Raw genomic sequence first — 11,190 nt, 5'->3', positions numbered from 1 at the left:
GGATTCCTAGCCTGTTCCGCTCAGTGGGAAGCAGTCATCTGAGCTGTGGCCTCTTCGAGGCTGAGCTGGGTGAACGCCTTCATCTGCTCCGCCGTGACCTCGTAGACCGTGGCGAACTCGCCGATCGGCACGACCGTGTTGACCACTCGGTCGCCGTAGACGTGCACGAGGTTGAACGCCTGGGCGCCGTTCTGGCCGCGCATCGAACCCGGCTCGACGTTGACGTCCTGCGTGTAGCACGTGGCCGAGGCCACCGACACGGGAACATCCGCGAACGTGCTGAACGTCGAGAAGTGGAAGTGGCCGCCCAGGATGCCGCGCACGTCCGTTCCGCGGAGCGCCTCCTCGAAGCGGGCCTGGTCGCGGAGCTCGAACATCGCGATCATCTCGTGGGTCGACGGCACCGGCGGGTGGTGGAGGGCGATGAGCGTCCCGTGCGGGGCCGGCGTCGCGAGGACGTCCGTGAGCCACGCGAGCTGCTCGTCCGAGACTTCGCCGTAGTGGTGGCCGGGAACGGTCGAGTCGAGGGCGATGACGCGGAGGCCGTTGACGTCGTGGACCATGTCCACGGACTCTTCGCCCGCGTCGGAGTCGAGGAGGATCCGGCGGAACGGGGTGCGGGTGTCGTGGTTGCCCATGACCCAGATGACCTTCGCGCCGATCTCCGCGGCGGCGGGCTCGACGAGCGCCTTGAGGCGCGTGTACGCGTCCTCGCGGCCCGTGTCGGCGAGGTCACCCGTGAAGACGATCGCCTCGGGGCGGGCCTTGGCCTTCGCGAAGTCCTTGAACAGCTGGCGCAGGTTCTCGTCGCTGTCGACCTTGCCGTGGAGGAGCTCGTTGTCAGCCACGAAGTGCGTGTCGCTGATGTGGAGGATGAAGTGCTCGGGGGTGGGGTACTGGGTCGCGTTCACGAAAGTTCTCCTTCGATTTTCAGTGGGTGAGGACGGTGCGGAGCCGGGCGAGGTCCTCGTCGCCGAAGCCGTGCGCGGCGAGAAGACCGGCCGCGCTCCCGTACATGGCATCCATAAGGTCGAGCGCCTCGGCGAGCACGGGGGCCGGGCTCGCGACGATGAGATCCCGCGTGGACTCCGTGACGGGGCCGGGGACGTATCGTTCGACGTTCGCGAGCATGGCCTCGGCCCACGGGCCGCTGAGGTTCGGACCGCTCGTCGCGTAGTCCGCGAGGACCTGCTCGCGGTCCACGCCGACGGCCAGGAGCGCCGTGGCGACGACGAGGCCCGTGCGGTCCTTCCCGGCGGTGCAGTGGACCAGAACCGCGTGCTCGCCCGAGTCGGCAATGAGGCGCACGGCCCCGGCGAGGCGGTCGGCATACTTCTCGACGATGGTCCGGTACACGGCCGCGAGGCTCGTGAGGGCCTCGCCGTTCGGGACCTTCCCAGCCGAGAAGATCGGGTGGTGCTCGACCGTGAGCCCGAGGCCGTCAACGGCGCTCGGGGACGAGGCGAGCTCGCTCGGGTCGCGGAGGTCGATCACGGTCGCGATGCCGAGCTCGGCCATGCTGGCCCGGCCGCCGTCAGTGAGCTGGTGGAGCGCGTCCGAACGGAACAGCTTGCCGTCGCGGACGGTGCGCTCGCCGGCGGCGTAGCCGCCCGTGGTGCGGAAGTTGTACGTGCCGTCTACCGGGAGCGCGGGGTTTGCGGCGGGCGGCGTCGTGGTGGTGAGGGGCGCGGTGGCCATGAGGGGGTCCTTGATCGGTGAGGTGACTTTCGTTGCGCCGTCACGTCCGCAGGGTGTGCACCCTGCGGAGGTGACGGCGCAACCTGGGATCAGTGGGCGATGAGATCCTGGGCGCGCTTCTGCGCGTCCTGCATCGTCGACTTCGGGTCCTTGCCGTAGTAGACGACCGCCTCGATCGCCTTGCCGAGGATGTCGTCGACCTGGACGTAGCTGTTGCCCGGGTAGGAGACCCACGGCTGCAGTCGGTCGAGCTGGGCGAGGTTCGGCGCGAGGAGCGGGTTCTTCTGGGCCCAGTCGTAGAGCGAGCCGCCGGGCTGCGTCAGGCTCGTGCGGAGCGGGAGGTAACCGATCTTCGTCGAGATCTGCTCGTAGGCGTGGTCGCTCGTCATGAACTTGATGAACTCCCAGCCGGCGCGCTGCTTGGCGGGGTCACTCGAGAGGATGAACAGGGCCGATCCCGAGTTGGTCGGCACGGCCGGCCTGGAGCCGAACCCGGGCATGCCAGCCGCCTTGAGCTGCCAGCCACCCTTCGCGGCCGCCTGCATGAGCATGCCCTGCACCGCGGAGGACTGCAGGAGGAAGGTCGAGTCGCCCTTCGCGAGGCCCTCGAGCTGGGAGTTCGAGTCGGCGTTGCGCAGCACGCCGTCCTTGGTCAGCTCCGCCATCTTCGTCACGGTGTCCACCGCGGCGTCAGAGCCGAACTGGATGGTCTTGCGATCGTCGGAGAGCACCGAGGCGCCGTTCGACTTGAAGATCCCCTGCATGCACCAGTTGCCGCCGATGCTCGTGCAGGCGACGTCGATGGACGGCTTGCCGGTCTTGGCTGAGACGACCTTCGCCGCGGCCTCGACCTTGTCCCACGTCGAGAGGTCCACGTTCGCGGGGAGGCCGGCCTTTTCGAGGGCCGTCGCGTTGTAGAAGAGAACCGGGGTCGAGAAGACGTAGGGGATGCCGTAGGTCTTGCCGTTCCAGTCGGCGAGGTGCTTCGCGTTCGGGTGGAACGGGTGGGCGCCGCCGAGGGCCTGGTCCACGGCGTCCTGTCCCACGAGGTCGCTGATCGGCTGGGCGCCGAGCTGGGTCGCGGCGAAGTCGAGGCCGTCGAAGGTCAGCTGGGCCACGTCCGGGGCATGCCCCGCGAGGAGCTGGGTCTGGACGCTGCCGATCGTGTTCGAGCCGACCGCGCCGCCGCCCTGCGGGGGCTGCGCGTGCACGGTGATGTTGGGGTGGGCCTTCTCGAAGTCGGCGACGAGCCCGTTGATGGTGTCGCTCCAGACGCCGGCCTGGGCGAGGTTGTAGCTCTCGAACGTGATGTCGACCTTCTGGTCTGCCTTGAGCTCGGGGATGACGGCCGAGGCCGTCGAGCCCGTCGACGCGGCGCCGCAGGCGGAGAGGCCGAGCGCTGCGACCGCGGCGACTGCGGTGAGCGCAAGGGCACGGGCACGGTGTGCGAACATGCTTGGTCCTTAGGGTGGGTGGGTGAACGGGGTTGGGTGGGGGATGGTGTTGCGGGGTCTCTGGCGGGACGTTGTGGGGTCTCAGGCGGGGAGCGCCTCGGCGCGCCGGCGTGCGGTCGGCGCGGCGGCGCCGTCGTTCGCGGAAGGCTCGCTCTGCCACTCGAGGCGACGACCGCTTTCGCGGTCGAAGAGGTGGAGGTGCTCGACGCGGGCGCTGAGGACGACGGCGGCGCCCCCCTCCCAGCGTTCCTCGCGCGGGCACGTCACAGTGATGCGACGGCCGCTCACGCGGCAGTGCACGAGCTGCTCGCGCCCGAGGTTCTCGGCGAGCTCGACGGTTCCGCGCAGGGCCGCGCCCGAGCTCGGGGCCGCCGCCGCGGAGCCTGCCGCGTTGAGCGTGAGGTGCTCGGGGCGGATGCCGAGCACGATCTCGCGCTCGGGGGTCCCGCCCTCCCAGAGCACGGCCTCGACGTCCGGGGCCATGACGGTGATCTTGCCGTTGGCGGTAGAGAGCTGGGCGTCGATGAGATTGGTCGCGGGGGAGCCCATGAACCCGGCCGCGAAGACGGAGGCCGGCTTGTCGTAGAGCTCGTCCGGCGTGCCCACCTGCTCGAGGCGGCCGCCGTTGAGGAGCGCGATCTTGGTGGCCATGGTCATGGCCTCGACCTGGTCGTGCGTGACGTAGATGAACGTCGCGCCGAGCCGGCGGTGCAGCGCGGCGAGCTCCTGGCGCGTCGCGGTGCGGAGCTTCGCGTCGAGGTTCGAGAGCGGCTCGTCCATGAGGAACGCCTTGGGCTCGCGCACGAGGGCGCGGGCCACGGCCACGCGCTGGCGCTGGCCGCCCGAGAGCTCCTTGGGCTTGCGGTCGAGCAGGTAGCCGATGTCCACGAGGTCCGCGACCTCGGCCACGCGACGGCTGATCTCCGCCTTCGTCGCCTTGCCGGCCGAGCCGTCCGCGCGGGCCCCGCCCCGGACGGTGAGGGGGAACGCGAGGTTCTTGGCGACGCTCAGGTGCGGGTAGAGCGCGTAGCTCTGGAACACCATGGCGAGGTCGCGGCGCCGCGATGGCTGGTCGGTGATGTCGCGGCCGTCGAGCTCGAGGGTCCCCGAGGTCGGGTCGAGGAGGCCGGCGATCATGCGCAGGAGCGTGGTCTTGCCGCAGCCGCTCGGGCCGAGGAGGACCAGAAAGTCGCCGTCGTCGACGACGAGGGAAATGTTGTCCACAGCCTTCACGTCTTTGAACGACCGTGAGACCTGGTTGAGCACGAGCCGGCCCATCGGCACCTCCGAGGAAATTGTGTTTCCTAACTTCTTGCCGTTAGGAAACTCTCTACCTCGAAGGGTGGGGTCGCTTGGTTAACTGAGGGCGACGCTCACGATAAGCGTTGGTGGGGGCGCGGCGAACTTCGGGCGCTACTCCCGAGTGGGCGGCGCGTCCTCGTCCTCGACCATGGCGAGGACCTCGCGGAACACCTCGGCGTGCGCCGCGGCCGCCTCGGGGGAGTTGCTCGTCGACACGACGTGGAGGGCGGAAAGGAGGAGCATCTGCACGATGTTCCCGATGACCGTCTCATCGTTCCAGGAATGGAACTCGGCTCCGGCGACGAGCGAATGCGTCGACACCTCGGCGAGGGCCGACTTGGCGTAGCTCGTGATCCCGATGACGGTGGCACCCTGTTCTGCCGCGAGCCGAGCCGATCGCAGCGTGAAGCTGTTCATGCCGCTGTCGCTCACCGCGAGGCACACGTCCTCGGGTGTGAGGAGCTTCGCGGCGATCTGCTGGGAGATGATGTCCGCGGGCGCCTCGCAGACCCGCCCGCTCGTGAGGAAGCGGAGCGCGATCGACTGGGCGGGCGGAAGGGACGCGCCATTGCCGACGACGAAAAGGCGGCGGCACGAGCGGATCGCGTTCGCGGCGGCCTCGAACTCCGCATAGTCGAGCGCTCCGAGAGCGCTGCGGATCTCGTTCGCCGCCCGGCTGAAGATGCCGCTCACCACGTATTCGGTCGAGCCGGGCTCGCCGCTGTGATCCCCGTGGCCGTTCGCGGTGCCCCATTCGGCGGCGCCGAGATCGCGGAGGAGGTACTGGCGGAGGTGCTGGAAGCCGTCGAAGCCGAGCCGCTTGCAGGCGCGGACCACGGTCGCGGGGGACGTCTCTGTGCGCAGGGCGAGCTCCGAGACGGACATCTGCGCGACGCCCTCCGGATCGGTCACGCAGAGTTGCACGACCCGCCGCTCGCTCGGAACGAGTGAGGGGAGCAGCGACTGGAGGTAGGCCCGGGTTCCCCCGACCGGGGGCTCGGCGCGTTGCTGGGTCATTGTCCCGTCATAGCAGACGAAGTGAAACAGATGTTCACTTTCATCTCACGGGGCTGGGGTGACGCGCGCGCCCGATCTGCCTGCGCGCGCCACCCCAGCGGTGGCTTGAAAGGGCGGTTTCGGCCCTGGGGTTCAGGCGGGACGGCGGCGCCCCACGAGGAACACGATAAACGTGATGATCGCGATGAACAGCAAGAGGTGAACGCCTCCCCCGATATCCACGATCACGCCTAGAACCCAGAGCACGAAAAGAATCACCGAGGCCCAGAACAACAGCATGGCAACCTCCTCTGAGGGAACTACTCGAGAACTATTCTGAGCACTGACGTCCCGAGGCGCCATGGTCTGATGAGGCCCGGCCCCGGTAGGCCTAGACTGCTCGCCGCCCTCGGACAAGGTGGACAATGAGGGCGATCACTGCCAGCACGATGAGGATGTGGACGATTCCGCCGAGGCTCGGGAGAGCAATGAATCCCAGCAGCCACAGAACGAAAAGAATGACCGCGATCCATAGCAGCACGATGGTCTCCTAACGTATTTACGAACAGATGGGGAAGAGTTACCCCACTCCGGATCGTTCAAACGCCACGGAATCGACGGTCGTTACGCCTCGGGCGATATCGGGAATCCTGCGGTCCTCGAGCCACGTTCTCCTCCTGTGAGTGAGGACGAGGCGCTCGACGCCTACTCGGAGATTGTGACGACGGTCGCGCGGCATCTGACCCCGCGTGTCGCCTCGGTGAGGACTGAGCGCGGCTCGGGCTCCGCCGTCGTACTCAGCCAAGAGGGGCACCTGGTGACCAACGCGCACGTCGTGGGGCGCGTGGCTCGCGGCGAGGTGATGTTCGCCGATGGAATGAGCGGGCCCTTCAGCGTGATCGGGCGGGATCCGCTCTCCGATCTCGCGGTTCTGCGGACCGGGCTCCCGGTGCCCGAGCCGCCCGAGTTCGGGAACGCCGACCGGCTGCTCGTCGGCTCCCTCGTGGTCGCGGTCGGGAGCCCGCTCGGGCTCGAGGGCAGCGTGACCGCTGGGGTGGTGAGCGCGCTCGGTCGGTCGATGCCTGCCCGTGGCCGCACCGCGACGCGACTCATCGAGGACGTCATCCAGACCGACGCCGCGCTCAACCCGGGGAACTCCGGCGGCGCGCTCGCCGACTCTCGCGGGCGGGTGGTGGGCATCAACACCGCCGTCGCCGGCGTTGGCCTCGGGCTCGCGGTTCCTATCAATGCGACGACGCGGCGGATCCTGCATTCCCTCCGTGAGGACGGCCGTGTGCGGCGCGCCTACCTCGGCCTCGTGAGTGTGCCGACGCCGCTCGACGAGCGGTGGGCCGTGCGCACCGGCCGGCGCCGCGCACTCCGCGTCGCCGAGGTCGTGGCGGGGAGCCCCGCGTCCGAGAGCGGCATTCGGCCCGGCGATCTCCTCCTCGCCATCAATGGCGCCCCGCTCGCCGACGCCCAATCGCTGCAGAAGCACATGTTCGAGGACGCGATCGGCCGGAGGACGGAGATCACCGTGCTGCGCGGCGATGCGATGGTCGACGTCGTCGCCCGGCCGGCCGAGCTCGCAGACTAAAGCCGGCGCCGATGAGAGTGCGGCGCGCGCCAGGGTGACCGCGCGCCATGCGCGCCGCGCCCCGACACCGCCGTGAGATCGCGGCAACCAACTTGTTTCCCGCATGCCATTGACTCTGAATATGTGACATGTACCATTGCACATATTGGTGACGCCGAACACACGGCGTTCGCTCGGAACCACCGTTCCTCGTGATTCATCCAGGGAAGATGGCCATGACTCTTTCACCTCCAGCAGACTCGAAGCTCGTTCCCCGCCTCGGCATCAAGCTCGACAACATCTCGAAGCGCTACGGGGACCATGTGGTGCTCGACGACGTCTCGCTCAACGTTGAGCCAGGCACCGTCACCGCGCTCATCGGCCCCTCCGGTGCAGGCAAGAGCACGTTCCTGCGCTGCATCAACCTGCTCGAACGCCCGGACGCCGGAACCATCCGCGTGGCGGGACACACCATCGAGCCGGGCAAGACCGTGAACGCCCGCGACCTCGCGGCGCTCCGCAGCACCGTGGGGATGGTGTTCCAGTCGTTCAACCTGTTCCCGCACATGACGGCCCTGAGGAACATCAGCTTCCCGCAGCAGCGGGTGCTGGGACGCAGCAAGGCGGAGGCCGACGAACGCTCGATGCAGCTCCTCGAGCGAGTGGGCCTCAAGGAGAAGGCCGGCCAGCACCCGGGCCGCTGCTCGGGCGGCCAGCAGCAGCGCATCGCGATCGCGCGGGCCCTGGCCCTGGATCCGAGCATCATGCTCTTCGACGAACCGACCTCGGCCCTCGACCCGGAGGTGGGCCTCGAGGTCCTCTCGGTCATGCGGGAGCTCGCCGCCGATGGCATGACGATGGTCGTGGTGACGCACGAGATGCAGTTCGCCCGCGACGTCTCCGACACGCTCGTCGTCATGGCGGACTGCAAGATCATCGAGCAGGGCGATCCCAGGGCCATCATGAGCGACCCGCAGGAAGCCCGGACGCGTCGCTTCCTGCGCGCGGTCCTGGAGCGTTGACATGGATCCCTTCTCCGCCGTCCTCAACGGGCTGCCCCTCACCCTCGGCCTGACGTTCGGGGCATTCGCGATCGGGATCCTCGGGGCCGTGCCGCTCGCACTCGGGCTTGCCTCGCCCGTGCTCCCGGTCCAGCTCGCGTGCCGGCTGTTCGTCGACCTGGTCCGTGGTGTGCCGATCATCGTGTGGCTCTTCCTGCTCAAGTTCGGCATCCAGGTGGGGACGTTCAAGTTCAACCCGGTGAGCGCCGCGATGGTGGGCCTCGGCGTCGTGTCCATCGCCTACCTCGCGGAGATCTACCGCGGTGGCCTCCAGGCCGTGCCGAAGGGCCAGCTCGAGGCCGCCCACGCCCTCGGGGTGCCGCGCGCCAGCACGTTCTTCGGCGTCGTGGTCCCGCAGGCCTTCCGGATCGTCTCGCCCTCCATCGCGACGTACCTGGTCGGCCTGCTCAAGGACTCCTCCATCGCCTCGACGATCATTGTCGCGGAGATGGTGTTCCAGGCCCAGTCCTTCGCCCGGCAGCACCCCACGGTCGAGGGGATCCTGCCGTACATCATCGTCGGCCTCCTGTACATCGTCCTGAGCCTGCCGGTGGCCTACCTCTCCCGGACCCTCGACTCGCGCATGAGGAAGGCGATTCACGTATGAGCTGGCTTGCAGACTGGGCGGGCTACCTCCCGCAGATGATGTCCGGGCTCAGCGTGAGCCTCATGATCGCGGCCGTGTCGATCGTGGTCGGCTACCCCTTGGGCCTCGTGCTCAGCGTCATGGTCTCGCAGAAGAACCTGATCCTCCGCACGATCGCCCTCGCGGTCGTCGAGGTCGGGCGAGGCGCGCCCGCCCTCGTGATCCTCTACCTCTTCTACTACGGCCTGCCAAAGTTCGGGATCGCGTTCGACAGCATCACGGCCGCGTGCCTCGCGCTCATCTGGAACGCCGCCGCGTACTCGAGCGAGATCATGCGGGCCGGGATCCAGTCTGTGGCCCGTGGGCAGCGTGAGGCGTCGAACGCCCTCGGCCTCTCGCAGCGGGACACCTTCTTCCGGATCGTCATGCCGCAGGGGATGCGCTCCGCAATCCCCGGGCTCATGGGCGTGGCTATCCAGATGTTCCAGGGGACGTCGCTCGCCTATGCCATCGCCGTTCCCGAGCTCATGAAGTCCGCCTACAACATCGGCAGCGAGGACTTCAACTACCTCGAGATCTTCGTCCTCGCGGGCGTCTGCTACGCCGTCATCTCGATGCCGGCGACGTGGATCAGTGTCTTCTTTGAGAAGCGCTTGGGCCAGCACACCTGAGGCCCCTTCCAACTCCGCCCACCCACCCTTCCTTCATCACACCCACCCCACCACCGAGAGGAACCCATGAAACCCCTCACCAAGCGCTCCGGCGCGCTGGCCGCCGTCGTCCTCGCCGCCGGGCTGAGCCTCACGGCCTGCGGAGGCTCGTCGACCGCCGCCCAATCCGACTGCACCCCGAAGCATCAAGGGGTCCAGACCGTGGCGCCCGGCAAGCTCACCATCGGCGTGATCGACATCCCGCCGTTCAGCAGCTACAACAGCGGCAAGCCGGCCGGCATCGACCTCGCGATCGCGAACAAGATCGCCAAGGATGAGTGCCTCACCCCCGTCTACCAGCAGGCCACCTACGCGGACGCGGTCCAGTCGATCTCGGGCGGCAATATCGACCTCGCGCTCGGCACGATCGACGCGACCGAGAAGCGCCTCAAGGCCGTGGACTTCTCCGCCTCGACGTACCTCGACGGCATGGGCATCGCGTCGAAGTCGGGCGCGGCGACCGTCTCCGACCTCGAGAAGATCGGCAAGGTCGGCACGATCGACGGCTACCTCTGGGTCGAGGACCTCAAGAAGATCCTCGGCGACAAGCTCGTCACCTACCCGAGCAGCGTCGAGCTCAAGGCCGACTTCGACGCCGGGCGCATCCAGGCGGATGTGGACGCCTACGGCGTCCAGGTGCTCCAGTTCAAGGGCGCCCAGGGCGTCACCGTCTCGCTCGCGAACGACAAGCCGGACGCCCGCGTGGGCGCCATCACCCAGGCTCCCGAGGCCGCGTTCCCGCTCACGAAGGGCAACAAGAGCCTCAAGCAGGCGCTCGACGACGGCATCGCCGCCCAGCGCGCCGACGGCACCATCTCGAAGCTGCTCACCGACGCGGGCCTCTCTGCGGGCCTCGGCAAGGTGGCGGCCAAGCAGTACGTCGTCCCCGCGAGCTGACCCTCGACGCCGGGGCGCCCAGCCCCGGCGTCACCTCTCCCATCTGTGCAATGTCACATGGTAAGATTGCCGTGAGGCGCATCACAGAGGGCGGCGTCCGCGCACGCCGCCCTCGCCTCCCCGAAAGGACCTGACTATGACCGCAAACCGCAAGCCCTGGCACGGCGTCCTCGTCGCGACCGCATTGCCCTTTGGGGGCAATGGCCCAGGCGATCACAGCGTCGACTTCGACGCCTACGCCGAGCACGTCCGCTTCCTCGCGGGGGCGGGGTGCGACGGCGTGGCCCCCAACGGCTCCCTGGGCGAGTATCAGACGCTCAGCGACGAGGAGCGCGCCCGGGTCATCACGACCGCGGTCGAGGCCGCCCCCGAGGGCTTCACCGTCATGGCAGGCGTGGGCGCGTACGGCGGCCTCCAGACGCAGCGCTGGGCTGAGCAGGCCGCCGAGGCCGGCGCCCACGCGCTCATGCTTCTCCCGCCCAACGCGTACCGTGCGAACGAAGAGGAGGTCGTGGACCACTACCGCAGGGCAGCGACCGTGGGCCTGCCGATCGTCGCCTACAACAACCCCATCGACACCAAGGTGGACCTCACGCCGCGCCTCATCGCGCGACTGCACTCCGAGGGCCTGATCGTGGGCGTCAAGGAGTTCAGCGGCGACGTGCGCCGGGCCTACGAGATCAAGGAGCTCGCGCCGGAGGTGGACCTGCTCATCGGCACGGACGACACTGTCGTCGAGATGGGCCTGGCCGGGGCCGTCGGCTGGGTGGCCGGCTACCCGAACGCGCTCCCGGAGTCGACGGTGGAGCTGTACCGCCTCTCGACGTCGGGCAACGTGGCGGACCTCGAGCGCGCCCGCGAGATCTACCGCGATCTGCATTCGCTCCTGCGCTGGGACTCCAAGACGGAG

Annotated in this window: 13 protein-coding genes; 6 read left to right on the top strand and 7 right to left on the bottom strand. The window is 68.5% G+C overall.

The annotated features are described in order from the left end of the window. Positions 1–20: 20 nt before the first annotated feature. The 7 genes from ACLN58_RS11765 to ACLN58_RS11735 all read right to left on the bottom strand — a co-directional run bounded on the left by ACLN58_RS11765 (position 21) and on the right by ACLN58_RS11735 (position 5,991). Positions 21–911 (bottom strand): phosphodiesterase, encoded by an 891-nt coding sequence (locus ACLN58_RS11765; protein WP_415855447.1) that lies wholly within the window; start codon positions 909–911, stop codon positions 21–23. A gap of 19 nt (positions 912–930) precedes the next feature. After that, positions 931–1,698: a tyrosine-protein phosphatase gene (locus tag ACLN58_RS11760; RefSeq protein ID WP_415855446.1), complete on the bottom strand. Its 768-nt coding sequence runs from the start codon at positions 1,696–1,698 to the stop codon at positions 931–933. Positions 1,699–1,787: 89 nt separating this feature from the next. Beyond that, positions 1,788–3,152: an ABC transporter substrate-binding protein gene (locus ACLN58_RS11755; RefSeq protein ID WP_415855445.1), complete on the bottom strand. Its 1,365-nt coding sequence runs from the start codon at positions 3,150–3,152 to the stop codon at positions 1,788–1,790. 81 nt (positions 3,153–3,233) lie between these two features. Continuing rightward, positions 3,234–4,430: an ABC transporter ATP-binding protein gene (locus ACLN58_RS11750; protein WP_415855444.1), complete on the bottom strand. Its 1,197-nt coding sequence runs from the start codon at positions 4,428–4,430 to the stop codon at positions 3,234–3,236. Between the two features lie 135 nt (positions 4,431–4,565). Then, positions 4,566–5,471, bottom strand: a complete 906-nt coding sequence (locus ACLN58_RS11745) for a MurR/RpiR family transcriptional regulator (RefSeq protein WP_415855443.1) — start codon at positions 5,469–5,471, stop codon at positions 4,566–4,568. 132 nt (positions 5,472–5,603) lie between these two features. Further along, positions 5,604–5,750: a DUF5670 family protein gene (locus tag ACLN58_RS11740; protein ID WP_415855442.1), complete on the bottom strand. Its 147-nt coding sequence runs from the start codon at positions 5,748–5,750 to the stop codon at positions 5,604–5,606. A 91-nt stretch (positions 5,751–5,841) separates the two neighbouring features. Continuing rightward, entirely contained in the window at positions 5,842–5,991 is a 150-nt protein-coding gene (locus tag ACLN58_RS11735) for a lmo0937 family membrane protein (protein ID WP_415855441.1), read from the bottom strand. A 138-nt stretch (positions 5,992–6,129) separates the two neighbouring features. On the opposite strand from ACLN58_RS11735, the gene ACLN58_RS11730 reads away from it, so the two are divergent. The 6 genes from ACLN58_RS11730 to ACLN58_RS11705 form a co-directional block, all read left to right on the top strand. Beyond that, positions 6,130–7,047, top strand: a complete 918-nt coding sequence (locus tag ACLN58_RS11730) for a S1C family serine protease (RefSeq protein WP_415855440.1) — start codon at positions 6,130–6,132, stop codon at positions 7,045–7,047. A 215-nt stretch (positions 7,048–7,262) separates the two neighbouring features. Beyond that, positions 7,263–8,048: an amino acid ABC transporter ATP-binding protein gene (locus tag ACLN58_RS11725; protein WP_415855439.1), complete on the top strand. Its 786-nt coding sequence runs from the start codon at positions 7,263–7,265 to the stop codon at positions 8,046–8,048. A 1-nt stretch (position 8,049) separates the two neighbouring features. Continuing rightward, positions 8,050–8,694 (top strand): amino acid ABC transporter permease, encoded by a 645-nt coding sequence (locus ACLN58_RS11720; protein ID WP_415855438.1) that lies wholly within the window; start codon positions 8,050–8,052, stop codon positions 8,692–8,694. Beyond that, positions 8,691–9,344: an amino acid ABC transporter permease gene (locus ACLN58_RS11715; protein WP_415855437.1), complete on the top strand. Its 654-nt coding sequence runs from the start codon at positions 8,691–8,693 to the stop codon at positions 9,342–9,344. Before ACLN58_RS11720 ends, ACLN58_RS11715 begins: the two co-directional genes overlap by 4 nt. Positions 9,345–9,410: 66 nt before the next feature. Continuing rightward, on the top strand, positions 9,411–10,280 hold the full coding sequence (locus ACLN58_RS11710) for an ABC transporter substrate-binding protein (protein WP_415855436.1): 870 nt from the start codon (positions 9,411–9,413) through the stop codon (positions 10,278–10,280). A 136-nt stretch (positions 10,281–10,416) separates the two neighbouring features. Further along, positions 10,417–11,190 (top strand): dihydrodipicolinate synthase family protein (locus tag ACLN58_RS11705; protein ID WP_415855435.1); only part of this gene is annotated, 774 nt, incomplete at its 3' end.

This window comes from Sinomonas sp. G460-2, assembly GCF_047759905.1.
Classification (GTDB): domain Bacteria; phylum Actinomycetota; class Actinomycetes; order Actinomycetales; family Micrococcaceae; genus Sinomonas.
The sequence above is the reverse complement of the archived record's forward strand: the minus strand, read 5'-3'. Positions and strand labels throughout refer to the sequence as shown.

What these genes read in the sequence shown, in the direction of transcription:
- ACLN58_RS11725 (WP_415855439.1), top strand. Translation starts at nt 7,263, where the DNA reads ATGACTCTTTCACCTCCAGCAGACTCGAAGCTCGTTCCCCGCCTCGGC.
- ACLN58_RS11715 (WP_415855437.1), top strand. Translation starts at nt 8,691, where the DNA reads ATGAGCTGGCTTGCAGACTGGGCGGGCTACCTCCCGCAGATGATGTCC.
- ACLN58_RS11710 (WP_415855436.1), top strand. Translation starts at nt 9,411, where the DNA reads ATGAAACCCCTCACCAAGCGCTCCGGCGCGCTGGCCGCCGTCGTCCTC.
- ACLN58_RS11760 (WP_415855446.1), bottom strand. Translation starts at nt 1,698, where the DNA reads ATGGCCACCGCGCCCCTCACCACCACGACGCCGCCCGCCGCAAACCCC.
- ACLN58_RS11755 (WP_415855445.1), bottom strand. Translation starts at nt 3,152, where the DNA reads ATGTTCGCACACCGTGCCCGTGCCCTTGCGCTCACCGCAGTCGCCGCG.
- ACLN58_RS11750 (WP_415855444.1), bottom strand. Translation starts at nt 4,430, where the DNA reads ATGGGCCGGCTCGTGCTCAACCAGGTCTCACGGTCGTTCAAAGACGTG.
- ACLN58_RS11740 (WP_415855442.1), bottom strand. Translation starts at nt 5,750, where the DNA reads ATGCTGTTGTTCTGGGCCTCGGTGATTCTTTTCGTGCTCTGGGTTCTA.
- ACLN58_RS11720 (WP_415855438.1), top strand. Translation starts at nt 8,050, where the DNA reads ATGGATCCCTTCTCCGCCGTCCTCAACGGGCTGCCCCTCACCCTCGGC.
- ACLN58_RS11745 (WP_415855443.1), bottom strand. Translation starts at nt 5,471, where the DNA reads ATGACCCAGCAACGCGCCGAGCCCCCGGTCGGGGGAACCCGGGCCTAC.